Genomic DNA, 26,150 nt, shown 5'->3' on the forward strand with positions numbered 1-26,150 from the left:
GACGCTTTCTATGCTAGCTTAAAACCGCCGAATTTCAGGCACAAAAAAAGGCATGTCATTACGACACACCTTTAATTATTACGTTGGTAGCGGGGGCCAGATCTAAACCGACGACCTTCCTGCCCTTATAAAGAGCCGAGCCCGACGCTTTCTATGCTAGCTTAAAACCGCCGAATTTCAGGCACAAAAAAAGGCATGTCATTACGACACACCTTTAATTATTACGTTGGTAGCGGGGGCCAGATCTAAACCGACGACCTTCCTGCCCTTATCAAGAGCCGAGCCCGACGCTTTCTTAACGATACTGGATATTAATACCAAATTTCAGGCGAAAAAAAAGCCAATCTTTCGATTAGTTTATCTTTCCGTTGTGGTAGCAGAGCCAGATCTAAACCAACGACCTTCCAGAGCTTTTATGTAGAGCCGAGCCCGACGCTTTCTTAACGATACTGGATATTAATACCAAATTTCAGGCGAAAAAAAAGCCAATCTTTCGATTAGCTTATCTTTACGTTGTGGTAGCAGAGTCAGATCTAAACCAACGACCTTCCAGAGCTTTTATGTAGAGCCGAGCCCGACGCTTTCTATACCGATCTACAAACTGAATTTCAGGCAAAAAAAAGACCAGCCTTGCGGCTAGTCTTGTTTTTCCGTTGTGGTAGCGGGGGCCAGATTTGAACTGACGACCTTCGGGTTATGAGCCCGACGAGCTACCAGGCTGCTCCACCCCGCATCAACGTGGCAGGCATATTACTGTTACAATTCAACAAAAGCAATGAAAATAAATAATCTTTTCAATTAATTACTCAATCTGATCTGATATAACTAAACTACCAGAAGGCGTTCTGAACGGAGTTGTGTATGTCACTGATTTACGTAATGGATCCCATGTGTAGCTGGTGTTATGCCTTTCAGCCGCACCTCAGGGATATGATCAGCCGGTTGCGCCCGGGGATCCGGATATTTTGCTATATGGGGGGACTCGCACCGGATAACGATCAGCCGATGGCAGACGAGATGCAGCAGGCAATAGCGCAAACATGGCATGAAATAGAACAACGCACCGGAACCCCTTTTAATCATGAGTTCTGGAAACAGTGTCAGCCCCGCAGATCCACTTACCCCGCCTGCCGTGCGGTCATCAGTGCTGACCTGATCAGCAACGGCAGCGGTATGCTGATGGCTGAAGCCATTCAGACAGCCTATTACCGGGAAGCCCGCAACCCTTCCGATCTTGCGGTGCTGACCGATCTGGCCGAAGAGATCGGTTTAAACCGTAAACGTTTCTCCAGCCAGATGTATAGCGAGAAAACCGCACAGACCCTGTTTGAAGACCTCGACTTTTGTCAGCAACACGGCATTCAGGGATTTCCGTTTCTTGGGCTGGAAACAAAGAAAGGCATTCAGGTGATCTGCGCTGGCTACTGCAGCCGGGACCAGCTATTGCAGCGCTGCGCCAGCCTGGAACTGATCTGAACAGTTCATTAGTTCATTTTCCGGGCATAAAAAACGGGAGACAAGGCTCCCGTTTTTCAATCAGAACCAACTAGGAACGGGCCACAGACACATCCTCTGCCTGCAATCCCTTATCACTCTCTTTCACAGTGAAGCGAACACTTTGCCCCTCTGTCAGTGAACGATGCCCCCGGCCACGGATATTGCGAAAATGAACAAACACATCATCGCCATTTTCGCGGGTAATAAAGCCAAACCCCTTTGACACATTAAACCACTTTACCGTACCTAACTCGCGGTCATCATTCTCATCGGTTTCCTCTTCGCTGGCAGACCCCAGGCCGGCAATAACACAGCTAACCAATACAACCGCAAACACAACGCCAATATCAAAAAACGGCAACCCGCCCTCGCCCGGCAATGCACCCTGCAAAAACAGAATGACTGCTGTAGCCAGTGCGCTGACAACTACACTACGTATAAGTTGATTAACACTCATATAGATCTCTTATAATTAATTAAAGTTATTGAATAAAAAAACAGGGCTCATAGAAAAAAGAACCCAGACCACTCTATATACCGACTTTTATGCTTTTTTTCAATCGCTTAGCCGTTCAAACACTGATACAGCTCTGTAATAGGGTATAATTGCGACCAATTAACCGTTTAAATGCTAAAACACAGTGAAGGGTATAAAAGGGTCTATGAAGCAACAACCGCTACTCGAGGATCTGGAATCACGGATCGCATTTCAGGAAGACGCGCTGGATAAAATGAGCGCTGAGATGGCAAAGCAGGGTGCCGAAATTGCCCGGCTGACTCAGATCATTAAGATTCTCCATCAGCAGGTTAAGCAGATAGCGCCTGACCAGATCAGCACGGCAGAAGATGATGTTCCGCCACCGCACTATTGATCGCCTAGCACCAGAGAGCCTGCTTATAGGAGACTTTTCAGCGTGTAGATATCGTAGCGACTGGATTTACCATTGAGCTGATAGCTGGGCGCCTGCCCCTCAATGGCTGGTGCTTTGCGGGGCCGCTTGACCACCACACGATATTCAGCCAGTTGCAGGGCGGCCTCAAGCAAAGCGGCGGAATCCTGATCATCCCCTACCACATCACGAAACACGCGCATCTCTTTTTTCACCAGCGCTGACTTATCGGTATGCGGAAACATCGGATCAACATAGATCACCTGGGGTCTCTGATCCGAGGTTTGCTGCTCTGCCAGCCAGTTAATACTGTCAGCATTAACCAGCGCCATCCGGGCGGCAATATCGGCCACTTCCGGGTCAGCCTGAGCCTGTTGCAAGCCACTGTCCAGCAACGCATGAATAATTGGAGAGCGCTCCACCATCTGCACATCACAGCCTAAAGTCGCCAGAACGAAACTATCCCGTCCCAGACCGGCGGTAACATCAGCTATCTGCGGCCGCACCGAACCTTTAATACCGACCGCTTTAGCGATCATCTGCCCTTTGCCACCACCAAATTTACGCCGGTGAGCCACCGCACCCGAGACGAAATCCGCCAACACCGGCCCTGGCGCTTTGCGGCCAGTCTGCTGCAAACGCCGGCTTCCGGATTCACAGATCAGCAACTGAGCGTACTGTTGGTCTCGCAGGTCATACTGTTCCAGCAAGGGCAGGCCTAACCGAACGGACAGCTGCAGCGCATCGTGTCTGCCCGCCTCATCGGCAAAACAGACGGCAATCTCAGTGGCAAGGGCGGGTTGCAGTATCAAGATAGTTCCTTCGCGGCTGCGCTAATCTAATCAGACAATTCTAGTCAGACAATAAAATACACGCCGAGCAGAACAAATCCCAACAGCATGCGATAGATAACAAACGGCAGCATGCCGACTTTATCCAGCCATTTCAGAAACAGGTGGATACAGGCATACGCGCTGATTGCGGCCAGTACCGTACCGCTTACAACCATGGTCCATTCGTCCGCCGTACCAGTCTGCATCAGTTCCAGACCTTTGAGCAAGCCAGCGCCGAGAATCACCGGAATCGACAACAGGAAGGAGAAGCGGGCTGCTGACTGACGGTTAAGTCCCAGCATCAGACCGGCCGTAATGGTAATACCTGAACGGGAGGTACCCGGAATCAGGGCAACCGCCTGCGCCAGACCGATGATGATGACATCTTTCAGGGTTATTTTTTCCAATGGCCGTACCTCTGTACGACTGAAGTCAGCCCACCACAGTAGCGCACCAAACACCAGCGTGGCCCCGGCGATCACCAGAATACTGCGGCCATAGTGATCAACAGCAGACTCAAAGATAAACCCCGCAATCACCGCGGGCAAAGTCGCCCAGATAACATACCAGGCCAGCCGGGAATCCGTACTGCTGCCGCGGCCAACCAGACTGCCGGTCCAGGCAACAATCATGCGCCAGATATCCTGACGGAAATAGATCATCACCGCCGTCAGCGAACCGATGTGCACACCAACATCGAAAGCCAGCCCCTGATCAACCCAGCCAAACAGCTGCGACGGTAATATCAGGTGCGCCGAACTTGAAATAGGTAAAAACTCTGTAAGACCCTGCAATAACGCTAAAAAAACTACCTGAAACCAATCCATGTTGAACTTCTCCTCAATCTAATACTTTACATATGCAAACTGACGTTAGGCGCCGCATCTGATGCGATGTTACTGGCTTTCTATGACCAACAGATGTTCAGGCCGGACTCGACAGAGAGTCGTATCATTGCCCTTTCTTCTTCTGGTCAGCGACCTTTTTCCAGGAGACTTCATCGCGCAGATAGACCGGCTGGGCCTGTTCAGCAGAGACACCCTCGCCCCGGGCAAAGGCAGCAACAGCTAACTCACACATCATCCCTGCCGCGGGGTAGATATCCAGCTCCGGAGCGCAGACAGCCTGTTGTACTGCAGCTGACATGCTATCGAGATAGATCCAGCCACGCCCGGCGGCAAACCAGTTATCCCCCTCGGGCAGAACAATATTCTCGGGCGAACTGACGATCTCTTTATCCAGCGCCTGGGGTAAACCATCGCGCATCTCATAGGCGCAGCAGTACAACTCATTCATTCGCGCATCCAGAGTGCTGACAATGCGTTCAGCGTTATGTTCCCTTGACGCTTTAAGGGCGATCGCCGCCAGTGTGGACACCGGCAACAACGGCAGGTCAGCCGCGAAGGCGAGCCCCTGGGCAGTACCGGTCGCAATACGGATACCGGCGAAAGAGCCCGGCCCCCGGCCAAACGCAATGGCATCCAGTTGCTTAACCTGCAGCCCGGCGGAGGACAACATCAGATCCACCATCGGTAATAACTGACGGGTATGCTGACGGGGAATCACACGAAAATCTTCCTGAATAACACCATCAATCGACAGAGCCACTGAACAGGCATCCGTTGATGTATCCAGGGCAAGAATTTTGGCCATCTGTAGTATCCGCTATCTATGAAAAAGCAGGTTCAGCTGTGAACCTTGGAAAAGCGCTGCATTTTAAGCGCTATGATCAGCAAAGGCTATCCTCACCCCAGCGCGGCAGCAGGTTTTGTTCGATCTGTAGCTGATTCAGAATCCGTGCCACCACAAAGTCGATCATATCCTCAATGGTTTGGGGACGATTATAAAACCCTGGACTGGCAGGGATCACCACGCATCCCATCCGTGTCAGCTTCAGCATATGCTCCAGATGGATCTCAGAATAAGGGGCTTCGCGGGGCACCAGAATCAACTGACGCCGCTCTTTCAGGGCGACATCCGCAGCCCGCTCAATCAGGTTATTACTGGCGCCCGTGGCGATGGCAGACAATGCGCCGGTTGAACAGGGGCACACCACCATCTTTCCCGGCGCCCCCGAACCCGAGGCCACCGGGGCCATCCACTGCTCCCTGCCGAACACCCGGATCTGGCCGGCCGTCGCGGAAAAGCGCTGAGTCAGCCAGACCTGCTGCTCTTTTGCAGAGCCCGGCAGTGCTTCATCGGTTTCCGTAGCGATCACCACCTGCGCGGCTTTGGAGATCATTACCAGCACCTGACAGCGGGCAGCCACCAGACATTCCAGCAGACGCAAACCATACTGCGCACCCGAGGCGCCGGTGATCGCCAGAGTAATTCTCTCTTTATAGGAATCTGTCACCTTCAACCCCACTTCTGTTGCAACGCCTTAACCAGGCGGGTGTGAATACCATCAAAACCACCATTACTCATAATCACAATATGGCTTCCAGGTTGAGCACTGGCAACCAGCTCGTCGATAATGTCGTCCGTTTTCCGTGCCAGCAAGGCCGGATTAAGACAACTATCCACCACATCCTGCAGCGACCACTCGAGCCCGGCAGGCTGATACCAGAACACTCTATCCGCCAGCCCTGCCGAGTGTGCCAGTTGTTGCCGGTGTATCCCCATCCGCATGGTATTGGAACGGGGTTCAATCACGGCAATGACGGGGGCATCCCCCACCTGCGCACGCACCCCCTGCAGGGTGGTTTCTATCGCAGTGGGATGGTGAGCAAAATCATCATAAACCCGGATCCCGGCTACTTCGCCGATCAGCTCCATACGCCGTTTTACACCGCCAAAGTTACACAACCCCTCAATGGCATGCGCGACCTGCACACCCACATGACGCGCCGCCACCAGCGCCATCAAACCATTATTAACCGAGTGCAGCCCGGTCATATTCCAGCGTACAATCCCCACCTCTTCACCCCGATGCAGTACTGCAAATTCAGAACCATCAGCTTTAAGCAGCCGCGCCTGCCACTCAGCATCACAATTCAACAACGCATCATCACCCACCGAGGTTTTTACCACCGGTGTCCAGCAGCCCTGTGCGATCACCTGTTCCAGTGATTCAACGCCCGCAGGCATAATTACCTGACCGTTAGCCGGCACAATTCTGACCACATGATGGAACTGCCGCTGAATCGCTGCCAGATCATCGAAGATATCGCCGTGGTCAAACTCCAGATTATTCAGAATCAGGGTGCGGGGGTGGTAATGGACAAACTTAGAGCGTTTATCGAAGAAGGCGGTATCATACTCATCCGCTTCGATGACGAAAAAAGGACTCTCTCCCACCCGGGCTGAACGATCAAAGTTTTTCGGCACGCCGCCAATCAGAAACCCCGGCGCCATGCCAGCATGTTGCAGCAGCCAGGCCAGCATCGTCGCCGTGGTGGTTTTCCCGTGGGTGCCGGCCACCGCCAGCACCCACTTATCTCTCAGCAGATTATCCGACAACCATTGCGGCCCTGAGGTATAAGGCAAGCCCCGCTCCAGCATAAATTCAACACAGGGGTTTCCCCGGGTCATAGCATTGCCAACGATGATCATATCCGGGGCCGGCTCAAGCTGCGCCGGATCGTACCCCTCGATCAGGTGGATACCCTGCTGTTCCAGCTGAGTACTCATCGGCGGATAGACATTGGCATCTGAGCCACTGACCCGGTGCCCCAGCTCTTTTGCCAGTACCGCCAGACTGCCCATAAAAGTGCCACAGATTCCCAGTATATGAACGTGCAAGGATAAGTTCTCCAGATCAGCTTCTATCGCAAAAATATCGCCCTATGATAACAGTTAAGCCGACTCCGTTTAGCCCTTTTTCAGCCATTAACATCCTCACATAAAAGCTGAACATATAAACTAAACCCGGCACTGACTACCAGAGGATTGAAATCAATCGACGCTATTGCCGTTTTTTTGAGTTAATTATCGATGTTACGGTGTAATTACCCCGTTAATCAGCGTAAAATTATGACAATTTTTTAACTCCTGAACCCATAGGTTTTTTGGCCACATGCGACTGCTAAACCAGTACCTCAAGCACCACGATACTCCCGATGATCTTATTGACCTGATTGACAGTCTGATGCTGTCCTGCAAAGAGATCGCTATTAAACTGCGCGAAGGTGCTCTGGCCGGTGTGTTAGGCACCTCTGAAGGCATTAATGTTCAGGGGGAAACCCAGAAGAAACTCGACATCATCTCCAACGATATTCTGAAAGCGGTACTGCTGGATAACCCCACGGTTGCGGGTCTGGCCTCAGAAGAGGAGGACCACCCGGTCGGCGGCAACCCCGAAGGTAAATATCTGGTCACCTTCGATCCACTGGATGGCTCATCCAATATCGACGTTAACGTCTCTGTCGGCACTATCTTTTCCATTCTGGAAAAGCCTGAAGGGATGGATGGTGGCAGTGATGCGGCCTTCATGCAGTGCGGCCGTAAGCAGGTCGCATCCGGTTATGTTCTGTACGGTCCCTGTGCGGTTCTGGTACTGACCACCGGTAACGGCGTGCATATGTTTACCCTGAGCCATGGTGGCGATTTCATTCTCACCGAAGAGAATGTAAAAATTCCTGAATACACTCAGGAGTTTGGTATCAATATGTCCAACCAGCGTTTCTGGGAACCCGAGATGCAAGCCTATGTGGCTGATCTGTTACAGGGCGAAGAGGGGCCGCTGGGTAAGCGCTACAATATGCGCTGGGTGGCCTCCATGGTCGCTGAAGTACACCGTATTCTCACCCGTGGTGGTATTTTCATGTACCCATGGGATAGCCGCGATCCGGCCAAACCCGGCAAACTGCGGCTGATGTATGAAGGCAACCCGATGAGTTTTCTGGTTGAACAGGCGGGCGGTCTGAGCACCACCTGTTACGGCCACATCATGGATGTGGAACCCGAAAAGATCCACCAGCGGGTCTCTGTCGGTCTGGGTTCCAAAGCGGAAGTAGAAACCATGATGAAGTATCACGCTAAGGACTAACTGAATCGTCAGTTTATGATCTTTAAGTCGTATTCAAATTTTAACCAAGGGCTGTATATAATGCGGCCTTTGGATTTCAAACAGATTTCACACTTAAACAGGAAGGCGATACATGAGCTTTGAAAAAGTCCCTGCTGGCAATGATCTGCCAAATGACATCAATGTAATCATCGAGATTCCAGCGGACAGCGATCCGGTTAAATATGAGATCGACAAAGATTCCGGAGCAATCTTCGTTGACCGTTTCATGGCCGCGCCTATGTTCTACCCTGCGAACTACGGTTATATCAATAACACACTGGCTGACGACGGCGATGCCCTGGACGTACTGGTGGTTACACCTTACCCGGTTGTGCCAGGTTCAGTTATCCGCTGCCGTCCGGTTGGCGTACTGAACATGACCGACGAAGCCGGTGAAGATGCCAAGCTGGTTGCAGTGCCACACGACAAGCTGAGCAAAGCCTATAAAAACGTTAATGACGTGACTGATCTGCCAGAACTGTTGCTGGCCCGTATTAAGCACTTCTTCGAGAACTACAAAGGTCTGGAAGAGGGCAAGTGGGTTAAAGTGGAAGGCTGGGAAGGCGCTGAAGCCGCTAAAGCCGCTATCGTTGAAGCTCAGAAAGCTTACGAAGCCGCTAAGTAATCCGCTGCTATTCATTACTAAAACGGCCGGTGCGTTATGCAGCGGCCTTTTTTATGTTCTTAACTGTAGCTGCGCCCTACGCTACTCGTGATACTATCACCCATCAAAACGATAGACTGAAGACTCACCCGCACACTGATTGATTACTGAATGCCGAATGGTATTGATCGCGACGAGAACTCGTTCTCACAGGTCGCTGATTATCAACCTCTTACCTTAAGATCAAAAGCATTGCGCCAGATACGGCTCTTTTACTAAAGAACCACGATCTACACACTGATAAGTAAAACAACTCTGTCAGTCGTGCGAAGTGAATATTCACTAAATACCGGAAATCGCCATTTGAAATTTAATTTTCATTCGCAGAGCCGCCGTACTCACACATACTGCATAATGCTGTTCCCGCTGTTTTAGCCTTCTTAATATTAAGGAACGGGCCTGCTTGGTTAAATACCTGATTGGTGACTGCCCAATAGCGATGGGCCTCGGAACTAAATCCATTAAATCAGAACACTTAGAGGATTCTGAAACCATCACATATGTTAAATCAAAAACCTTATCATTCATGGGCCAGCTACTCACCTGAGGGCCATATACCTTCAATAAAAAAGCCTTAAGGTCTTGTCGCTCTACGAGGTCTAGTCTCATTTATCTGTCCTTAATGTTGTTCAAGAGACGCTGAAAGGTCTCCTTTGCTCCAAGCAATTGAAAATGATGAATTTTTTGTTCCTCCAGAACAAAAATATTCCCCTCTTTAGCCTCCATTGAGTAAGTAGCGTAAACCCTTCCACCCGCCAGCGCCTTTAGCTTAATATTATCCAGCTCTACACCGAATGTATCCCCCTGTTCTTTAGCAAGCAGGGCAAGCCAGGGGGGTAGAATTTTTCGACTCTCCGGAACAAAAATGCTTACGATAAAGTCCTGATCCAACCCTGTCAGATCAATTGCAGGATAGAGTTCTTCAGGATCAACCACTGAATGAGAAAAGGACCAATCCTCATATTTGAAGATTAACTGATCTCCAGAGTGCGCCAATATTGCAGGCGTTTCATAATCAACAGAGATGTTCTGTGAGATAACCAGTGTCTCGGCATATGCAACACTGGAGAGGAATAAAAGACAAAATGCTATCAATGTTTTTTTCAAACCGCCCTCCTTAGCAGGATTAAAATTTTCGCCAATGACTCGCAAGAACACAGGTAAGCCATCAGTGCTCAACTATGCAAATTTAGCACTTTAAGGTCAAGAAGTAACACTTTAAGATCAAGCTATAGCGCCATATCCTATTATTATGAGCAGTTTCAAAACATAGTCAGGAAGTCTTAGGCTCGGCCAAACAGCTTCCTGCCAGCTTCCACTATCACCAGCACCACGGCACCAGCCAGCAGCCCCACCAGAGCATCGAACAGCACCGGCACCAGCCAGTGCAGCACTGCATTCATATCGACGATCAGACCTTCCACAAAGTGATGCAGAAAGGGTAAACCATGCACCAGGATACCGCCGCCCACCAGAAACATGGCGATAGTGCCAACCACGGATAACACCTTCATCAGTTTCGGCGCAGCTGATACAATGCCCCGCCCCAGCTTGCGGGTAACACTCGCTGCACCGGGTTTTTGCACCATATACAGCCCAAGATCATCGAGTTTTACGATCCCGGCCACCAGACCATAAACACCCACGGTCACCAGCAGAGCGATCCCCAGCATCACCCCCAGCTGCACCGTCAGCGTCTCTGCCGCGACCGTCCCCAGCGTCAGCACGATAATCTCAGCCGACAGGATGAAGTCGGTACGAATCGCCCCTTTGATCTTCTGCTTTTCAAACTCAACGATATTCACTTCACTGTTGACCACCGCAGAGGCCAGTTCAGCATGGTGCTGCTGGTCCGCATCCCCGGAATGGATAAATTTATGCGCGACCTTCTCAAACCCTTCAAAACAGAGATACAGCCCCCCCAGCATCAACAGCGGGATAATCAGCCAGGGGATAAAATAACTGATCGCCATCGCCCCGGGCACCAGAATCATCTTGTTCACCAGCGAACCTTTGGCCACCGCCCAGACCACCGGCAGTTCCCGATCCGCCCGCACCCCGGATACCTGTTCAGCGTTAAGCGCCAGATCATCCCCCAGCACACCGGCGGTTTTTCCCGCCGCCACTTTAGTCATACTGGCAACATCATCCAGTAGTGTCGCGATATCATCTATTAACGCAAGAAGGCTTGAGCCTGCCATGTTCCGGTCCTTTTTAAACGGCTAATTCCTGAAGGGGTCTATCCTTTGCAGAGGATACTCAATTATGGCGACGATTGTCTGTCACAGAACAAAAATATCTTATCTCAAACCAACCGGCCCGTTATCCGTGTGATAATAAAACCGATATTCTGGCAGAGCCAGCGCGGAAAACAGGAGTTTTAAGAAGATCATGGCAAAAAGAGCAAAAGTATCCAACGAGGTCGTGGCTGAAGCGATGCAGGTTGCCAGAGCCACGCAGCGGCCAGGACAGACCAAAGAGCAGACCAAACTGATCGCCCAGGGAATTCAGAAAGGGATTGAGGAGTACAAGAAACGCCATAAAGAAAAATCCCGCGAGCTGGATAAGCAGAAGCGCAAACTGCAGCGTACGCAGGCTCCCGCATCACAGAACCCACAGCCCGAAAGCCCGGAGAAAACCGTCTACCTGCAGAGCAAACTGAGCTGGGGACTACTGCTTCTGAGCTGGCTCGGCTTTGCTATTTATGCGCTGTATTTCCCACCGTTCTAATGACTCCGGGGTATTCAGGATCAGTGGGAACTCTGAAATGATTAAGCGGAACACTCCCCGGGAATCGCCCCGGAGCTTCTCAACCGCTTAGGATGGATACCCCTATGGCTGAACACAAAAACAACCCGGATATCAGCCTTGGCAATGGCTTCACCTCTTCACTGGCTCTGCAACTGATGGTTGAACTGGGCCCCACCGAATATATGGGCAAAGGGGTGGAGGGTAACCGCCTTAACTACCCGATCATCGGCGGCACCTTTGAGGGCCTCGGCACAGAGGGGATAATCGTTCCCGGCGGTGCAGACTTTGCAATAGAACGGGAGGACGGCACCCAGATAGTGAGCGCCCTGTATCGCATTAAAACCGCGGACAATCAGATCATTATTATCGATAACCGGGGTATCTGGCGGCCGGATGAGTCAGCCAAAGCCCGTATTCAGAATGGCCAGGAGCCTTTAGCCAGTCAGATATACGCCAGAACCACCCCGATTTTTCATACCCAGCCCGGGCCATATGCCTGGCTCAATGATTATATTTTCTTTGGCACCATCGAAGATCCGGGCAAACCCAGTGCCGTGCTGATTAAGATCTATAGACTGAATTAGCCGATCTACTGGCCGTGCGGATGACGTTGCAACGGCGGTGAACGCCAGAGTCTGCCTGGCTAAAAGCGGTTTTCCAGCAGCACTTCATTGAGGGATAGCTGCCCTGCTCTGGGGTTAGCAGGCTTCGACGCCTTGCCGACCGTAATCACCATACTGATCAGATGGCCCGGCGGCAGATTAATAATGTCGGCGACCTGCTCACTGTCAAAGCCGATCATCGGACAGCTATCATAACCCAGCGCTTTGGCCGCCAGCATCAGTGTCTGCGCCGCCATCCCACAGGAACGCAGCGCCTCATCCCGCTGCAACTGCTCTTTGCCCGCATAGAAGGCTTCCAGCATCGGCAACATCACAGCCTGAACCTCAGCACGGGTATTGGCCCAGTAACGCTGCGGATTATCACGCCAGGCCTGAGTATCTGCACAAAGAATAATCAGCTCTGCCGCTTCGGTTATCTGGCTCTGTCCCCAGGCAGCGTCCTGAATCCGTAAACGTTGCTGCGGGTCGGTCACCCGGACAAACCGCCAGTGCTGAATATTGTATGAGGTGGGCGACAGCAGAACCGCTCTCATAATCCGTTCAAAATCGGCTTCACTGACCCGATCGTCGCTGGAGAAATGCTTAGTCGCGCGGCGCGCTTCAATGGCGGAAAAAAGGTCCATAATAAATCCTTAACTGTTCATCGGTTAAAAGGGCCTGACGGAGTCGCTTACCGCTCTGTCAGATCATGATGCACAGGTTAAATTGTTTACTATTGACTGATAACACCCCTAAATATAAAAACAATGTTGAGAAAAAACGAACAGTAATCGGGATCAAATATCGATCCCCTCCTCCCAGTAGGGGGTTTCACTGCCAAAATACTCAATAGCAAAATCCAGAAACGCGCGAACCTTGGCTGGCATATACTGACGCTCAATCAGCAACGCATTAATATCCAGCACCGGCATCTTATATTCTGGAAACAGTACAATCAGGTTGCCAGCACGGATATCAGGCCCTGCGACAAAAGTGGGCAAGCGGGCAATCCCCAGCCCCTGGCGCACCGCTTCCAGCAACGCTTCACTGTTGTTCACCTGATAACTGCCCGACACCACCACCGAGTGACGCTGATTATCTTTGCTGAAGCTCCACTCTTTTACGTCATTGGAATAGCTGAATGAGAGACAGTTGTGCTGCAACAGATCATCCAGCTGTTGCGGATATCCCTGGCTGTTCAGATAGTCGGGAGAGGCGCAGAGCACACTGTTCAGGGTTGCCAGCCTGCGCGCCACCAGTGAAGAATCCGGCAGCGCGCCGCCCCGGATAGCAATATCAAAACCTCCACTGACCAGATCGAGTCGCTTATCATCCATCACCAGGTCGATACGGATCTTTGGATATTGTTTCAGAAACTCGGGGATCATCGGTGCCATATGCAAACGGCCAAAGGACATCGGCGTGTTGATACGCAGCCGCCCCTGCGGCTCACCCTGCAACTGAGCCACCGCATCCTCCGCATCCCGGGCCGCCAAATTTGCCTTCAGGGCGTGCTCGAAGTAGTGTTCCCCCGCCTCGGTCAGACTCAGCTTGCGGGTTGTCCGGTGCAGGAGTTTTACCCCCAGCTGCTGCTCTAACTGCGAGATACGCTTACTCACTGCCGATTTAGACAGGCCAAGAAAGCGCGCCGCCGGGGAAAAGCCACCATACTGCACCACGGCAACAAACACCGGAATGGCACCCATCGTATCCATAAAACCCTCACTGTTTACTTTAACTCAACAGTTATTCTCCAAAAACGGGGATTATCAGTCAATTCAAAACAGGTTAATCTGCACTCCATCACTCCATAGCACTAACAGAGAGCACTAACAGAGAGCGATAACAGAGAGTATTTACCGAGAACACTATGAACAGCCAGTCCCCACACTATCCACGCACATTGATTCACCTGTTGATGCTTCTGATGGTGGCGCTTATTGCCAGCTCATTCCCTGTCGGCGCGCTGATCACATCGGGATTACCGCCAGAGGTAATGATGCTGATCCGCTTTGCATTAGCCGCGTTGCTGTTTGCCCCCTATGTGTTTATCAGGAATGGCTGGCACCTTCCGCCCCCCCGGCGATTGCTGGGCTATGCCATTTTAAGTATCCCGTTAGTGGTTTTTTTCTGGTGTATGTTTGAGGCCCTGCGCTACACCAGTGCCCTGAATACCGGTGCGATCTACACCACGGTGCCCGCGATGACCGCGGTCTATGTCTTTTTTATCAACCGGGAGGCCACCGGAACACGTCGGGCCAGCGGGTTATTGCTGGGCACCTTGGGCGCGCTCTGGATCGTGTTCCGTGGCGACCTCGACAGCCTGTTACAGCTGGATATTAACCGTGGTGATCTGCTGTTTACCCTCGGTTGCCTGTTTATGGGCACCTACAATCCGCTGATCAGAAAATTCTATGCCGGAGAACCGATGGAGCTGATGACATTCTGGGTGATCAGCTTCGGTGCCCTCTGGCTGTTGCTTCTGTCCATTCCAGGTCTGGACCAGATTGCATGGCGCGATGTTGATAGCAATGTCTATCTGGGGATTCTCTATCTCGCCGTATTTACCACGCTGGTCAGTTTTTTCCTGCTGCAGTTAGGCACCATCGTACTGGGCGCAACGCAGGTGGCTGCTTACAGTTTTCTCACGCCGGTGTTTGTGCTGATTATCAACCTGTTACTTGGCTCTGCGGTTTTTCAGTGGCAGTTGTTACCGGGCATCGCGCTGGTTCTGCTCGCCATGTTACTGGTGCAGCAGGAAAAGCGTTTTCCACAAAATGCCTGAACGGTAGATGCATAGCGATTGTCCTGAAATGTTAAGCGGTCCGCATATCCCGATACCACTTTTCTGCTAAGATAATCATCTTTGGTAACAGTTTCCTCAGAGGTTAAGTCAGATGAAGTTTGAAGGTACCGAGCGCTACGTTGCGACCGATGATCTGCGGATGGCGGTCAACGCTGCCGCCACCCTGCAACGCCCCCTGCTGATTAAAGGTGAGCCGGGTACCGGCAAAACTATGCTCGCCGATGAGGTGGCTCTGGCGTTTGGCAAAAAACTGCTGCGCTGGCATATCAAATCGACCACTAAAGCCCAGCAGGGGCTGTACGAATATGATGCGGTATCGCGGCTGCGGGATTCCCAGTTGGGTGACGACCGGGTGCACGATATTAAAAACTACATCCGTAAAGGGATGCTGTGGGAAGCGTTCGATGCCGACGAGCAGGTGGTGCTGCTGATCGATGAGATCGATAAAGCGGATATCGAGTTTCCCAATGACCTGCTGGTCGAGCTGGATAAGATGGAGTTCAGCGTATACGAGACCGGCGAAACCGTGGTCGCCAAACACCGTCCGATTATTATCATCACCAGTAACAACGAGAAAGAGCTGCCGGACGCCTTCCTGCGCCGCTGCTTCTTTCACTACATCAACTTCCCCGATGCCGAAACCATGAAACAGATCGTCGATGTTCATTTCCCGAACATTCAGAAAGATCTGGTCAATGAAGCCCTGGAGATCTTCTTCCAGGTGCGTGACATTAACGGTCTGAAGAAGAAACCCTCGACATCGGAGCTGATCGACTGGCTGAAACTGCTGCTGGCGGACAATATCCCCGTCGACCTGCTGCAAAACCGTAACCCCAGCGAGGCGATCCCACCGCTGTACGGTGCCCTGCTGAAAAATGAGCAGGATGTGCATATGCTGCAACGCCTGGCATTTATGGCCCGCCGCGAAAGCCGCTAAACCGGAGTCACTGATGTTAGTCGATTTCTTTTACACCCTGCGCAAAGCACAGGTGCCGGTCTCGATCAAAGAGCTGCTGACCCTGCTGGAAGCCCTGGAAAATCATCTCGCCTTTGCCAGCTGGGATGATTTCTATCTGCTGGCCCGCACCTGTCTGGTAAAAGATGAGAAATATTTCGACCGCTTCGATCTGGCGTTCGGCTACTACTTTAAAGGGCTGGCCGAGCTGCCCGACCCGTTTGATAACTTTGTGCCCGAACAGTGGCTCGAAGCTGATTTTATCCGCAACCTCAGTGAACAGGACAAAGCCGAGATCGAGAAACTCGGTGGTCTGGACAAACTGATGGAGACCCTGGCCAAACGCTTTGAAGAGCAGAACGAGCGCCACGCCGGGGGCAGCAAATGGATCGGCACCGGCGGCACCTCACCGTTCGGTCACAGCGGCTACAACCCGGAAGGGGTGCGTATCGGCGGCGAAAGCAAACATAAGCGCGCTGTGAAGGTGTGGGAGAAACGTCAGTTCCGCGATCTTGATGACAGTGTCGAGCTGGGCACCCGCAATCTCAAAGTGGCACTGCGCAAGCTGCGTAAATTCGCCCGCACCGGCGCCGCCGACGAACTGGATCTGGATGACACCATCCGCTCCACCGCCAACAATGCCGGACTGCTGGATCTGAAGATGGTGCCGGAACGGCATAACGCCGCTAAAGTCCTGCTGTTCTTTGATGTCGGTGGTTCAATGGACCCGTACATCCGCCAGTGTGAACAGCTGTTTTCCGCCGCCCGCACCGAGTTTAAACATCTGGAATACTTCTACTTTCATAACTGCGTCTATGAACGGGTATGGAAAGATAATAAACGCCGCTGGAACGAGCATATCGACACCTTTGACCTGCTGCACACCTATGGCCGTGATTACCGGGTCATCTTCGTCGGCGATGCTGCCATGGCCCCCTACGAGGTCACCGAGCGCTATGGCAGTGTTGAACACCGTAACCCTGAGCCAGGCGCTGTCTGGATGCAACGGATTCTCGATACCTGGGAGAAAGCGATCTGGCTCAACCCCAGTCATCAGCGCTACTGGGACTACACCGCCAGCACCCAGATGATCAAAAATATTATGGATAACAAGATGTACCCCCTGACCCTTGAGGGGCTGGAGGATGGCATTCGCTATCTGTCTAAATAATTACCACTGCAAAAAGCTCACTGTGTCATGCTGACTAAAGCCTTTAGTTTCATAGAGGTACACGACTGAGCGCTCTGGATCTTTTGGCACAATAAATGAAAAAATCTTTTCCTGAACAACGTCATACCCACTATACAGCAGATATTTTTTACTCTCATAACGCTTCAGGCGGGTTAGGCCGAAAACACTTTTAAGCTGAAGTGCGGCGTTACATACCGATTGATCGGCAATATCAGAATCACCATCAAACCCACAGCGAAAGAATTCGCTAACCGGGGGGCGTTGGGGATATTCAGCGGGCACAAAGTCACTATACTTCAGGGTCTGTAAGGCAATCTGCTTATCTGATGACAAAATAAAAATAGCCATATCACCGGCATAAACATAGCGTTTTACCGGTTCAAACAAACCTATTTCCAAACCGGGTTCAATCAGCACCGATGAAAGCCAGCCCGTTCGGTTCGGCTTATCCGCTAAAGCTTCTGCATAACGTAAACAGGCGTCGTCCTGGCAGCGAAACTCCCGGCTCTGCTGTAAAAACTGGCTAACAAGCGGGTCCCCCTCCTGTTCTGAGTTACTCTGGCTGGCGCAGCCGGAGAGAAGTAAAATAGCCAGCGTCGTTAGAAATTTTAGCTTTATACTGTTCATAATCCATTACCCGCTAAAACAAAGTCCATTTTCATTTTATAGGCAGCACCAGCGGAACAGGATTTATAAGATGTAGCTTCTGAAAAATACCGCTTAGCGATATTGCGTATTTCTTTCTTAATATACGCAATAGGATTAACGCCAGAGTACGGTCTGGGAACCCACTGCATGGCATCAGAACAGGTTGAAATCTCATCCATAAGTTTCACAAACAATGACTGAACTCTCGCATTGATCGCCCAGCTTTCAGCCTGACGGCCATAAAGGCTAATTAAAACCCTCTTCACCTGATTCTTCTCATCAGCCGTCAGTTGACTCATCACACACCTCCTTGTGAGTGTTATTTCGAATATGGCAAGCGAAATACTATAACAACCGTAAAACTAAAGTAAACGGATGACCACTGATGTATTCGCATCCTAAAAGAGTCCTCCCCCGTTATAGACTGCCGGAGAGTAATAAATATTGCTGATTGGTAGGTGACTTACACTATTCACAAAAACAGAATAAGCGAACGAAATAACTACCTCGGCCTCTATTAGTTTTAAGAGCGTATGCACCACAGAGAACACAGAGGGCACTGAGGTAACAGCCAGAGCGGAACGAGTTCAGGGGAATTTATCATCCTCTGCTGCCCGGCTAGTCCTGATTAAGGACGTTGACAGCTTTAGCTTGAGACCGCCGCTGCGCGGCTAGCTAGTGGCTCGACGCGACTGCGTCGCTTGCTAGAAAAAGCGTTGGTTCAGCGGATTAAAGGGGCTCAGGTGCAAGAAAATAACTCGCTCCCACGCTCCCGCGTGGGAATGTATATCTTAACTATGCAATCCATTATCAGCGAGATATAAAGGTTTCTACCTTTAATGTAGGTATTTGACCCCTTTAGCTTTGGTTATGCAGCGGTGAGTTCAACTTTTTGCACTCTATCCAGCTGAATGCGCTTATTGGCATGCCATAAATCATAGGAATCCTGCATTGCAAGCCAGCTCTCAGGACTACGCCCCAGAGCTTTCGATAACCTCAGTGCCATTTCAGGGCTGACACCACTTTGCAGTTTTATGATGCGATTTAATGTGGACGGTGAAACATCTAGCTGCTGCGCCAGATAGCGACAGCTTAGCCCAAAGGGCTCCATGTAAGTGGCAGAGATGAACTCACCGGGATGTGGAGGGTTATACATAGCCATTAGTGATAGTCCTCATACTCAAGCAGATACACATGTCCATCGCGAAACTCAAACGTCAATCGCCAATCGCCAGTTGCCGCTAACTGAAATCGCCCAAATACCTTTACGGTCACCTTTCATTGGATGGAGTTTGTATCCAGGAATGTCGAGATCTGAGACTTCCAGCGCAGTATCCAAAGCCACCAGTTGCATACGCAGGCGATTGGCATGCTTCGCCTGAATACCGCGTATACTGCCGGTTTCGTAGTAAAGCCTCAGTCCCTTGTGCTTGAAAGTCTTAATCATGGCCTATAGTGTAGCGCGTTGCGCAACAGCGTCAAGATACAAATCGCTAAATCAGCAACCCACCAGAGAAAGCACAAATCGATTGTTCTGAGCCTATTGATTCCAATACCTGATTAAAGGATTAAAGGGCTTTGACCCCTTTAGCTCTGGGGCGTTCGAGTTCAGGCAGCAGTTGCGTGTGGCATCACCAGCAAAGGCCCATGGCGCAGTTCAAAATCGCCAGGAATAAATCAGGCATTATCCAATGCCTATTTAAAATCCCAGGGGTTGTATGAGTTACGTGATGGATGGATCAAGCTTCACTATGGCAAATGAAACGCCCTGTGCGGAGCCGCATGCAGGGTGTTGTGGGGGCTGAGGGTTAGACCCGATTAGACAATAGCCCCTTTTAGGCTTCTAATTTTAGCGCTGCATTTCTCAATGATTTCAGGCTCATTCATCGATAACACTTTAGACACGGCCAACAATGAGTTCATCAGACACTCTGCAAGCGCAATAAGCAGATCATCGAAGCTATCTATTTCAGGCTCATTTTTTAGCGCCAATATACGATTTTGCTCTTCATCCATATGAAGGGCCTCTTCAAGCGAACGAATCGAAGAATGTAATGTGCTGCTCATTAATGCATAGAGGGTATCGTACCAATCGCTTAGCTCTGCTTTTTGCGCACAGTCGAAGACACTAATTTTTTTCAGTTTCTCCTTCTTTATCTTGGCGTCCAGCTCTTTATAAAGCGACCTCGCTTCTTTAAGGTCATCATCCTCTTGTCCATTTCTCTCTTTATACCTTATTATTTTTTTTATATTTTTACACCGCTCAACCTCTTCAGATTCAATAAGCTTACAAACAAAATCCCTGTCTTTTGATATAGCTACAAGAGGATATAGCGGCTCTAATGCACAACGTATCAACATTTTAAGCTGTTGTTTCATCCCTCGATGTGCCACTAGTAAAGATGCTTGATATGTAGATAACACCCTAGAAAAAAGTATTACAGAGAGTAATTGCGCTGGATCAGAAGTATTCGCTTCAAAGTCATACTGAAACTTTTGCGAAAACCTATTCAGTTCGTCACATATTTCTAAATAAGCACCATATTCGGTGCTTAATGCATCAGATATAGAGGTCATATCCTCTGCAAGAAAACCCACTTCTTCGAAATTACTCAACGATACCTCCTTGTTATCTAACGCCCAAAGCAGCGGTGCGAAGCATCCGCTGCCTTTGCTTGTTATAAAGAACTATTATGAAGTGGTGTATTCGCTCCATGGAATCTGGCTTGGATGTAAATTTGCTAAAAAGTTTACCAGATCTTTTCTACCTTGATACTCAAAGCGGCCTGAAGCATCTTGAGCAGCAAGAACTAATGGCAAGCCAGGGAAGTATGGTTGAAAACTGGCGCGTACTTCATCTGCCCTTGCATTACTTGATAAAACTGACTTCTTCACAAGTACTATTGCAAAGGTAACACCTTGCTCCAAGATTACAGCTCCCTGAAATTTCATTTCATACTCCTTTGTTGTTTGCTTGATATTTATAACAGCTAAATATACGACAACAGGTTTGGGGAAATAGGACACCTTGTCGTATATCCCGCTTAGAATTTACATTAGAACACACTTCTAATTCTTTAAGCTCAAAGAAATAATCTGAAAATAACCGTTTGGAGAAATACGACAGCTTGTCGTATATCTGCAGAAGCACGACAAAATGCTCATTGTTAAGAATTATTTGCATTTACAATCCCTGATTGCCGCGGGTATTCAGTCCTGAATGCGTTAATAGTTACATAGAATTACCCGGCTGAAAAGCGTCATTAGCGCAACAGCTCAGAGGGATAAACTAAACCCTGTTTTCTGAAAACCCCGTTGATAGCTGAAAGACTTTTGTGGGCTATCGCTTTTCGCTTTTTCTAACAAGTCGCGAAGCGATGTTCTAGCGGCTAGCGAGCGGCGAAGCCGCGGTCTGGGCCATTCAGGGCCGTTCGCCCTGAATAACCTTTTGTTCAAACAACCATATCGATCTGCTGCAATGTGCCGACCTCGCCGTTTTCACTGAAATAAACACCACTGTTTCTGACGGTGCCGTTGTGCTGATTGCCCTCCCCTTTGATATCAAAGGGGGTCGCGCTGGCGCCCAGATAGATCGCGCCGATATCCCGGTCTTTCAGGCTCTCCAGCGAGTCAGTTTCGCGGGTTTTATTCCAGATCAGTAACTGATCAAAGATTGAGTCGGCTTCGTCGATATAGCCATTACCATCCTCATCGTAGTCGGCCAGTTCGGCAAAGCCATCTCCGGTGCGGGCACCAAACAGTTCCGATCCATCATTGATAATGCCATCACCGTTACGGTCCAGCGCCAGCATGCCGCTGCTGCCGGTCAGATAACTGATCAGCTCTTTATCGCCATCGGCATCCAGATCAAACTCAAACTTGTCATTGCTGAGATCCGCATAGTTACCTTCAAAATTGAGGATGAGCGGGTCTGTGAATACTAACTCCTGGGTCTCTTTATATTCCCGGGTAGCACTATAACTACGCTCCATCTCCAGACTGAGATTAAAGTCAATTGACTGGCCATCAGCGGTGTTTACGGTGCCGCAGCTGTTGAAGCGGGTGCACTCATACTCTTCAACCGTTTCGCTGACATTGAGCTGCAACCTCAACATCCGGGGCTTTAGCTCGACAGAAGGGCTATCCCCGGATAGCTCTGCAAGCCTGAACGCCGCGGAATCCAACGGCGATAAAGGCTGCGGCAAAAGCTGAGGCAGAGGCTGTGACGGAAAGTCAGGCTGAATCGCCTTTAACAGACTTTGCCAGAGCCGTGCCTGGGTAATATTCTCCTGGTTCTGATAATCATCACCCTCAACTGTCTGAAAGAAACCACGAAAGGGGTTTATCGGTGATGCTGATCCAAACGACAACCGGTTCGCTGAGTCCGCGTCAGTTACGGCTTCTGCAACATCCCCGGCTCCTACCATCTGCGACCGGGCTATCAGCGCCTCCAGTTGTGCAACAAACTGGCTGCCCTGCCCTCTGTTGTCGAGAGTGCTGGTCATCCCCCGGAACTCTGATCTCTCATGTTCTGCACTAAACGCTATCTGACTACTGTTTATAATCATGCTGTTTACTCCATTTTTCAGGCAATAAAACCCCGGGCCGCCTATTTTAAACAGGCAGTTATCCATTTATTCAGGGCGCAAAAATCCCGCTCAGGCGCTCAGCCAAGCTATCAATCACGGGCATCATTGAATGAGGAACAGAGTTGCCGCTATGGCTCTGGTTTTTTGGCCACGGCCACCCCTACCGGACAGATAATCCAGTAAACGGTTTATCCTCAGACAAACGCTGTTGGTTAAAAATTCACGATTGTTTTATCTCGCCGATAGTTTCCCCCACCTATAACTATCTGAAACCCAAGCTGTTATTGGCCGATAGCCCAGCCGCAGCAGACGCTCGCCGGCCGTCAGACTGTTCATTTCAGCCATAACAAAACAGCGTTTCAGTCGTTAGCTGTTAATTCAGTAACCTTAGCTACAGCAAGAAACGGGCCTGTTCAATACAGAGATACACAGGAAGAAAAACAAAATGGGATCATTCAGGAAAATAGGTTCGACAACATTCAGATAACGATGCCTGTGAAAAATTTTTTATGAAGAGCTATGTGTATGAAGGATATGAGGTTAAATAAACAAGCGCCCTGAACGGGCGCTTTTATCCAGTCAGCAATGCTTAACGATCAGCTATCATACTGATAAAAACCGCGTCCGCTCTTGCGCCCCAGGTAACCGGCATCGACCATCTGCACCAGCAGCGGACAGGGACGGTATTTGGAATCTTTGAAGTTATCGTAGAGCACTTCCATAATGCTCAGGCAGGTATCCAGACCGATCAGATCCGCCAGTGCCAGCGGCCCCATCGGGTGACTCATGCCCAGCTTCATCACGGTATCGATCTCTTCCGCTGACGCCAGGTTTTCATAGCGACAGAACACCGCTTCGTTGATCATCGGCATCAGAATACGATTGGAAACAAAGCCCGGGGCATCATTCACATCCACCGGGACTTTAGCCATATCCAGCGACAGCTGTTTAACCGCATCAAACACGGCATCATCGGTTTGCAGGGCACGGATAATCTCCACCAGCTGCATCATCGGTACCGGGTTCATAAAGTGCATACCGATCACTTTGCCCGGACGGGAGGTGACTGCCGCCAGCCGGGTGATGGAGATCGATGAGGTATTGGTGGCCAGAATTGCATCGGGTTTGCAGACTTCATCCAGTTTACGGAAGATATTTTTCTTAATCTCTTCATCTTCACTGGCCGCCTCAACCACAATATCGACTGCAGCCATCGCAGCCATATCGGTGGTTTGTTGAATACGCGCCAGCGCCCGGTCTGCTTCGCTCTGCGTCAGTTTCTCTTTGTTCACCATCCGCGCCAGACTGGCGCTGATAGCCCCAACACCCCGCGTCAGCGCGGCATCATTGAGATCATAAAGTACCACATCAAAACCGGAGACTGCCGCCACCTGAGCGATACCACCGCCCATCTGACCTGCGCCCACCACTCCAAAGCTTTTAATCGTCATTTCAGCTAATCCTCTTCAAATCAGACGACAGTGTTCCATTATTGACCGATAAATTCAACAAAAAATACGGGTATACCCTTATACACCTTTCTCATGCTTCAGACACAATAAAACCGGCCTGAGCCGGTTTTAGTCGGTATCGTTAAAGTGCAGATCGATTATTTGGCGTGATCGACCAGATCATCCACCACCGCCTGCTCTTCATGCAGATCATAAGCGGGTTTGGCCCCCGGCAGTAACAGGTTCAGCAGTATCGCAACCACGCCACACAGGCTGACGCCCTGCATTTTGAATTCACCGTTACCAATCATCATGCCACCGATGCCGAATACCAGGGTGGTGGCGACAATCACCAGATTACGCTGCTCTGCCAGATCGACTTTCGCTTTAATCAGGGTGTTCAGACCCACCGCAGCGATGGAGCCAAACAACAGAATCAGAATCCCCCCCATCACCGGTGCAGGAATGGTTTGCAGCAGGATGCCAAATTTAGCGACAAATGCCAGCAGAATAGCGAATACGGCAGCCCACACCATAATCATCGGATTAAAGGAGCGGGTCAGCATCACCGCACCGGTAACCTCAGAATAGGTTGTATTCGGCGGACCACCAAACAGCGCAGCAGCAGAGGTCGCCAGACCATCACCGAACAGGGTGCGGTGCAGGCCGGGCTTCTTAATATAGTCTTTACCAGTGACATGACCAATCGCCAGCACATCCCCCACATGTTCGACCGCAGGGGCGATAGCCACCGGCACCATAAACAGAATCGCCTGCCAGTTGAGTTCCGGAAAAACAAAGGAGGGAACCGCGATAAAAGCAGCATCCGCGACGATCTGATAGTTCACCATGCCGTAAAAGTTCGCCACAATATAACCAACAACCACCCCGGCCATAATCGGCAGCAGACGAAAGATCCCTTTGCCATAGGTTGCCACCAGCAACGTGGTCAGCAGTGCCGACATCGATACAACCATCGAATCGAGGTAAGGGAACAGCTCAACACTGCCATCCCCCGCTTTCCCCATCGCCATATTCACCGCAACCGGTGCTAGCCCCAGACCGATCACCATAATCACCGGCCCGACCACCACCGGAGGTAGCAACCGGTGCAGAAACCCCACACCGCGCAGTTTCACCCCCAGTGCCAGCAACATATACACCAGTCCGGCACAGAACAGCGCCCCCAGGGTCGCCGGCATCCCCCAGGTTTTAGTGCTATAAATAATCGGGGCGATAAAGGCGAAAGAAGATGCCAGAAACACCGGCACCTGCCGTCGGGTGACAAACTGGAACAACAGGGTGCCTAAACCCGCAGTAAACAGGGCGACGCTTGGGTCCATGCCGGTGAGCAGCGGCATCAGTACCAACGCACCAAAGGCAACAAACAGCATCTGAGAACCCGCCAGAACGGTGCGCCATACCGGTTCGGTGCCGTCCAGAACCTCGTTCATATCTGACATCATCTACCCCTTATTTAGTGCCAAAGATCTTATCGCCGGCATCACCCAGCCCCGGAATGATATAGCCATTCTCATTCAGATGGCTGTCCACCGCTGCAGCATACAACTCAACATCGGGATGGGCTTCATTGACCGCTTTGATCCCTTCAGGGGCAGCTACCAACACCAGCGCCTTAATATCATTACAGCCGGATTTTTTTAACATATCGATGGTGGCATTCATTGACCCCCCGGTGGCCAGCATCGGATCGATCACCAGCGCCAGACGCTCTTCCATATCACTGGTCAGCCGTTCAAAATAGGTCACTGGCTCCAGTGTCTCTTCATCACGATACAGCCCCACCACACTGATCTTGGCGCTGGGAATCAGATCAAGCACGCCGTCCAGCATGCCGATGCCGGCACGCAAAATCGGCACCACCGTCACCTTTTTGCCCTTGATCTGCTCACCGGTCATCTCACCGCACCAGCCCTCAAACTGATAGACTTCAGTTTTCAGATCCTTAGTTGCTTCATAGGTCAGCAGCGCGCCAACCTCTGCCGCCAGCTGGCGGAATGCACGGGTGCTGATATCCGCAGCCCGCATCAGGCTGATTTTGTGTTTTACTAAAGGGTGGTTGATCTCATGAATCTGCATCAGGGAGTCTCTCTTAAAGCGTAGAAAATTGCGTTGCTCGTTGCTCGTTGCTCGTTGCTCGTTGCTCGTTGCTCGTTGCTCGTTGCTCGTTGCTCGTTGCTCGTTGCTCGTTGCTCGTTGCTCGTTGCTCGTTGCTCGTTGCTCGTTGCTCGTTGCTCGTT

30 protein-coding genes and 1 tRNA gene are annotated in these 26,150 nt (G+C 50.7%); 9 read left to right on the forward strand and 22 right to left on the reverse strand.

Going from position 1 to position 26,150, the window contains the following annotated elements:
* Positions 1-656 precede the first annotated feature (656 nt).
* Positions 657-733: transfer RNA gene (locus JW499_RS06220), tRNA-Met, on the reverse strand.
* Positions 734-861: 128 nt separating this feature from the next.
* Between JW499_RS06220 and JW499_RS06225 the strand changes: the two genes are divergently transcribed.
* Positions 862-1,476 (forward strand): DsbA family protein, encoded by a 615-nt coding sequence (locus JW499_RS06225; RefSeq protein WP_205209789.1) that lies wholly within the window; start codon positions 862-864, stop codon positions 1,474-1,476.
* 70 nt (positions 1,477-1,546) lie between these two features.
* Here JW499_RS06225 and JW499_RS22645 read toward each other — a convergent pair whose 3' ends face one another.
* Entirely contained in the window at positions 1,547-1,954 is a 408-nt protein-coding gene (locus JW499_RS22645; protein ID WP_269814542.1) for a cold-shock protein, read from the reverse strand.
* A 205-nt stretch (positions 1,955-2,159) separates the two neighbouring features.
* Here JW499_RS22645 and JW499_RS06235 point away from each other — a divergent pair, with 205 nt between their 5' ends.
* Positions 2,160-2,369, forward strand: coding sequence for a SlyX family protein (locus JW499_RS06235; protein ID WP_091359891.1), 210 nt, complete (start codon positions 2,160-2,162; stop codon positions 2,367-2,369).
* 23 nt (positions 2,370-2,392) lie between these two features.
* Here the strand turns inward: JW499_RS06235 and JW499_RS06240 are convergent, their stop codons facing one another.
* The 5 genes from JW499_RS06240 to mpl form a co-directional block, all read right to left on the reverse strand.
* Positions 2,393-3,193, reverse strand: coding sequence for a class I SAM-dependent methyltransferase (locus JW499_RS06240; protein WP_463427520.1), 801 nt, complete (start codon positions 3,191-3,193; stop codon positions 2,393-2,395).
* A gap of 50 nt (positions 3,194-3,243) precedes the next feature.
* The gene (locus JW499_RS06245; RefSeq protein ID WP_205209790.1) at positions 3,244-4,047 is read right to left on the reverse strand and encodes an undecaprenyl-diphosphate phosphatase; all 804 of its coding nucleotides are present in this window, start codon (positions 4,045-4,047) and stop codon (positions 3,244-3,246) included.
* Between the two features lie 124 nt (positions 4,048-4,171).
* Positions 4,172-4,873, reverse strand: coding sequence for a tRNA (adenosine(37)-N6)-threonylcarbamoyltransferase complex dimerization subunit type 1 TsaB (tsaB, locus tag JW499_RS06250; RefSeq protein ID WP_205209791.1), 702 nt, complete (start codon positions 4,871-4,873; stop codon positions 4,172-4,174).
* A gap of 76 nt (positions 4,874-4,949) precedes the next feature.
* A complete protein-coding gene (locus JW499_RS06255; RefSeq protein ID WP_205209792.1) occupies positions 4,950-5,576 on the reverse strand; it encodes a flavin prenyltransferase UbiX in 627 nt (208 codons plus the stop codon).
* Positions 5,577-5,578: 2 nt separating this feature from the next.
* Complete coding sequence (mpl, locus tag JW499_RS06260; RefSeq protein WP_205209793.1) at positions 5,579-6,964, reverse strand: UDP-N-acetylmuramate:L-alanyl-gamma-D-glutamyl-meso-diaminopimelate ligase; 1,386 nt, start codon at positions 6,962-6,964, stop codon at positions 5,579-5,581.
* Positions 6,965-7,238: 274 nt separating this feature from the next.
* Here mpl and JW499_RS06265 point away from each other — a divergent pair, with 274 nt between their 5' ends.
* Positions 7,239-8,210: a class 1 fructose-bisphosphatase gene (locus tag JW499_RS06265; protein ID WP_205209794.1), complete on the forward strand. Its 972-nt coding sequence runs from the start codon at positions 7,239-7,241 to the stop codon at positions 8,208-8,210.
* A gap of 112 nt (positions 8,211-8,322) precedes the next feature.
* A complete protein-coding gene (ppa, locus tag JW499_RS06270; protein ID WP_091359908.1) occupies positions 8,323-8,856 on the forward strand; it encodes an inorganic diphosphatase in 534 nt (177 codons plus the stop codon).
* A 321-nt stretch (positions 8,857-9,177) separates the two neighbouring features.
* On the opposite strand, the gene JW499_RS06275 is transcribed toward ppa, so the two are convergent.
* The 3 genes from JW499_RS06275 to JW499_RS06285 form a co-directional block, all read right to left on the reverse strand.
* Positions 9,178-9,423 carry a hypothetical protein gene (locus tag JW499_RS06275; protein WP_205209795.1) on the reverse strand — a complete coding sequence of 82 codons (246 nt, stop codon included), beginning with the start codon at positions 9,421-9,423 and terminating at the stop codon, positions 9,178-9,180.
* Between the two features lie 81 nt (positions 9,424-9,504).
* Positions 9,505-10,002 (reverse strand): hypothetical protein, encoded by a 498-nt coding sequence (locus tag JW499_RS06280; RefSeq protein ID WP_205209796.1) that lies wholly within the window; start codon positions 10,000-10,002, stop codon positions 9,505-9,507.
* 176 nt (positions 10,003-10,178) lie between these two features.
* Complete coding sequence (locus tag JW499_RS06285; RefSeq protein ID WP_205209797.1) at positions 10,179-11,096, reverse strand: DUF808 domain-containing protein; 918 nt, start codon at positions 11,094-11,096, stop codon at positions 10,179-10,181.
* A gap of 190 nt (positions 11,097-11,286) precedes the next feature.
* Here JW499_RS06285 and JW499_RS06290 point away from each other — a divergent pair, with 190 nt between their 5' ends.
* Both JW499_RS06290 and JW499_RS06295 read left to right on the forward strand, forming a co-directional pair.
* Positions 11,287-11,625 carry a DUF2956 domain-containing protein gene (locus JW499_RS06290; RefSeq protein WP_205209798.1) on the forward strand — a complete coding sequence of 113 codons (339 nt, stop codon included), beginning with the start codon at positions 11,287-11,289 and terminating at the stop codon, positions 11,623-11,625.
* A gap of 104 nt (positions 11,626-11,729) precedes the next feature.
* The gene (locus JW499_RS06295; RefSeq protein ID WP_205209799.1) at positions 11,730-12,230 is read left to right on the forward strand and encodes a DUF3237 domain-containing protein; all 501 of its coding nucleotides are present in this window, start codon (positions 11,730-11,732) and stop codon (positions 12,228-12,230) included.
* A gap of 59 nt (positions 12,231-12,289) precedes the next feature.
* Here the strand turns inward: JW499_RS06295 and JW499_RS06300 are convergent, their stop codons facing one another.
* Both JW499_RS06300 and JW499_RS06305 read right to left on the reverse strand, forming a co-directional pair.
* Positions 12,290-12,892: a nitroreductase family protein gene (locus tag JW499_RS06300; protein ID WP_205209800.1), complete on the reverse strand. Its 603-nt coding sequence runs from the start codon at positions 12,890-12,892 to the stop codon at positions 12,290-12,292.
* A 153-nt stretch (positions 12,893-13,045) separates the two neighbouring features.
* Positions 13,046-13,963 (reverse strand): LysR family transcriptional regulator, encoded by a 918-nt coding sequence (locus JW499_RS06305; protein ID WP_205209801.1) that lies wholly within the window; start codon positions 13,961-13,963, stop codon positions 13,046-13,048.
* A 155-nt stretch (positions 13,964-14,118) separates the two neighbouring features.
* Between JW499_RS06305 and JW499_RS06310 the strand changes: the two genes are divergently transcribed.
* From JW499_RS06310 to JW499_RS06320, 3 genes are all read left to right on the forward strand, one after another.
* Entirely contained in the window at positions 14,119-15,033 is a 915-nt protein-coding gene (locus JW499_RS06310; RefSeq protein ID WP_205209802.1) for a DMT family transporter, read from the forward strand.
* Positions 15,034-15,145: 112 nt separating this feature from the next.
* Entirely contained in the window at positions 15,146-15,991 is an 846-nt protein-coding gene (locus tag JW499_RS06315; RefSeq protein ID WP_205209803.1) for an AAA family ATPase, read from the forward strand.
* Between the two features lie 13 nt (positions 15,992-16,004).
* Positions 16,005-17,180 carry a vWA domain-containing protein gene (locus tag JW499_RS06320; RefSeq protein ID WP_205209804.1) on the forward strand — a complete coding sequence of 392 codons (1,176 nt, stop codon included), beginning with the start codon at positions 16,005-16,007 and terminating at the stop codon, positions 17,178-17,180.
* On the opposite strand, the gene JW499_RS06325 is transcribed toward JW499_RS06320, so the two are convergent.
* The 10 genes from JW499_RS06325 to upp form a co-directional block, all read right to left on the reverse strand.
* A complete protein-coding gene (locus tag JW499_RS06325; RefSeq protein ID WP_205209805.1) occupies positions 17,181-17,618 on the reverse strand; it encodes a hypothetical protein in 438 nt (145 codons plus the stop codon).
* Positions 17,619-17,824: 206 nt separating this feature from the next.
* On the reverse strand, positions 17,825-18,148 hold the full coding sequence (locus JW499_RS06330) for a hypothetical protein (RefSeq protein ID WP_205209806.1): 324 nt from the start codon (positions 18,146-18,148) through the stop codon (positions 17,825-17,827).
* Between the two features lie 569 nt (positions 18,149-18,717).
* Entirely contained in the window at positions 18,718-19,011 is a 294-nt protein-coding gene (locus JW499_RS06335) for a HigA family addiction module antitoxin (RefSeq protein ID WP_205209807.1), read from the reverse strand.
* 48 nt (positions 19,012-19,059) lie between these two features.
* A complete protein-coding gene (locus tag JW499_RS06340; RefSeq protein WP_232846265.1) occupies positions 19,060-19,296 on the reverse strand; it encodes a type II toxin-antitoxin system RelE/ParE family toxin in 237 nt (78 codons plus the stop codon).
* A 371-nt stretch (positions 19,297-19,667) separates the two neighbouring features.
* Positions 19,668-20,465: a DUF5677 domain-containing protein gene (locus JW499_RS06345; protein WP_205209808.1), complete on the reverse strand. Its 798-nt coding sequence runs from the start codon at positions 20,463-20,465 to the stop codon at positions 19,668-19,670.
* A gap of 75 nt (positions 20,466-20,540) precedes the next feature.
* On the reverse strand, positions 20,541-20,801 hold the full coding sequence (locus tag JW499_RS06350) for a hypothetical protein (protein ID WP_205209809.1): 261 nt from the start codon (positions 20,799-20,801) through the stop codon (positions 20,541-20,543).
* Between the two features lie 500 nt (positions 20,802-21,301).
* Entirely contained in the window at positions 21,302-22,417 is a 1,116-nt protein-coding gene (locus tag JW499_RS06355; RefSeq protein ID WP_205209810.1) for a copper resistance protein NlpE N-terminal domain-containing protein, read from the reverse strand.
* A gap of 617 nt (positions 22,418-23,034) precedes the next feature.
* On the reverse strand, positions 23,035-23,889 hold the full coding sequence (locus tag JW499_RS06360; protein ID WP_205209811.1) for a 3-hydroxybutyryl-CoA dehydrogenase: 855 nt from the start codon (positions 23,887-23,889) through the stop codon (positions 23,035-23,037).
* Between the two features lie 158 nt (positions 23,890-24,047).
* On the reverse strand, positions 24,048-25,352 hold the full coding sequence (locus JW499_RS06365) for a uracil-xanthine permease family protein (RefSeq protein ID WP_416135399.1): 1,305 nt from the start codon (positions 25,350-25,352) through the stop codon (positions 24,048-24,050).
* A 10-nt stretch (positions 25,353-25,362) separates the two neighbouring features.
* The gene (gene upp, locus JW499_RS06370) at positions 25,363-25,989 is read right to left on the reverse strand and encodes a uracil phosphoribosyltransferase (RefSeq protein ID WP_091359944.1); all 627 of its coding nucleotides are present in this window, start codon (positions 25,987-25,989) and stop codon (positions 25,363-25,365) included.
* Positions 25,990-26,150: the final 161 nt, after the last annotated feature.

Origin of the sequence: Amphritea pacifica (genome assembly GCF_016924145.1) — a bacterium.
Classification (GTDB): domain Bacteria; phylum Pseudomonadota; class Gammaproteobacteria; order Pseudomonadales; family Balneatricaceae; genus Amphritea; species Amphritea pacifica.

Bases quoted from the DNA above. Each gene is read 5' to 3' on its own strand.
- JW499_RS06225 (WP_205209789.1), top strand. From the start codon at position 862: ATGTCACTGATTTACGTAATGGATCCCATGTGTAGCTGGTGTTATGCC.
- JW499_RS22645 (WP_269814542.1), bottom strand. From the start codon at position 1,954: ATGAGTGTTAATCAACTTATACGTAGTGTAGTTGTCAGCGCACTGGCT.
- JW499_RS06235 (WP_091359891.1), top strand. From the start codon at position 2,160: ATGAAGCAACAACCGCTACTCGAGGATCTGGAATCACGGATCGCATTT.
- JW499_RS06245 (WP_205209790.1), bottom strand. From the start codon at position 4,047: ATGGATTGGTTTCAGGTAGTTTTTTTAGCGTTATTGCAGGGTCTTACA.
- tsaB (WP_205209791.1), bottom strand. From the start codon at position 4,873: ATGGCCAAAATTCTTGCCCTGGATACATCAACGGATGCCTGTTCAGTG.
- JW499_RS06265 (WP_205209794.1), top strand. From the start codon at position 7,239: ATGCGACTGCTAAACCAGTACCTCAAGCACCACGATACTCCCGATGAT.
- ppa (WP_091359908.1), top strand. From the start codon at position 8,323: ATGAGCTTTGAAAAAGTCCCTGCTGGCAATGATCTGCCAAATGACATC.
- JW499_RS06275 (WP_205209795.1), bottom strand. From the start codon at position 9,423: ATGAATGATAAGGTTTTTGATTTAACATATGTGATGGTTTCAGAATCC.
- JW499_RS06285 (WP_205209797.1), bottom strand. From the start codon at position 11,096: ATGGCAGGCTCAAGCCTTCTTGCGTTAATAGATGATATCGCGACACTA.
- JW499_RS06290 (WP_205209798.1), top strand. From the start codon at position 11,287: ATGGCAAAAAGAGCAAAAGTATCCAACGAGGTCGTGGCTGAAGCGATG.
- JW499_RS06295 (WP_205209799.1), top strand. From the start codon at position 11,730: ATGGCTGAACACAAAAACAACCCGGATATCAGCCTTGGCAATGGCTTC.
- JW499_RS06300 (WP_205209800.1), bottom strand. From the start codon at position 12,892: ATGGACCTTTTTTCCGCCATTGAAGCGCGCCGCGCGACTAAGCATTTC.
- JW499_RS06305 (WP_205209801.1), bottom strand. From the start codon at position 13,963: ATGGATACGATGGGTGCCATTCCGGTGTTTGTTGCCGTGGTGCAGTAT.
- JW499_RS06310 (WP_205209802.1), top strand. From the start codon at position 14,119: ATGAACAGCCAGTCCCCACACTATCCACGCACATTGATTCACCTGTTG.
- JW499_RS06315 (WP_205209803.1), top strand. From the start codon at position 15,146: ATGAAGTTTGAAGGTACCGAGCGCTACGTTGCGACCGATGATCTGCGG.
- JW499_RS06320 (WP_205209804.1), top strand. From the start codon at position 16,005: ATGTTAGTCGATTTCTTTTACACCCTGCGCAAAGCACAGGTGCCGGTC.
- JW499_RS06330 (WP_205209806.1), bottom strand. From the start codon at position 18,148: ATGAGTCAACTGACGGCTGATGAGAAGAATCAGGTGAAGAGGGTTTTA.
- JW499_RS06335 (WP_205209807.1), bottom strand. From the start codon at position 19,011: ATGGCTATGTATAACCCTCCACATCCCGGTGAGTTCATCTCTGCCACT.
- JW499_RS06340 (WP_232846265.1), bottom strand. From the start codon at position 19,296: ATGATTAAGACTTTCAAGCACAAGGGACTGAGGCTTTACTACGAAACC.
- JW499_RS06350 (WP_205209809.1), bottom strand. From the start codon at position 20,801: ATGAAATTTCAGGGAGCTGTAATCTTGGAGCAAGGTGTTACCTTTGCA.
- JW499_RS06355 (WP_205209810.1), bottom strand. From the start codon at position 22,417: ATGATTATAAACAGTAGTCAGATAGCGTTTAGTGCAGAACATGAGAGA.
- JW499_RS06360 (WP_205209811.1), bottom strand. From the start codon at position 23,889: ATGACGATTAAAAGCTTTGGAGTGGTGGGCGCAGGTCAGATGGGCGGT.
- JW499_RS06365 (WP_416135399.1), bottom strand. From the start codon at position 25,352: ATGTCAGATATGAACGAGGTTCTGGACGGCACCGAACCGGTATGGCGC.
- upp (WP_091359944.1), bottom strand. From the start codon at position 25,989: ATGCAGATTCATGAGATCAACCACCCTTTAGTAAAACACAAAATCAGC.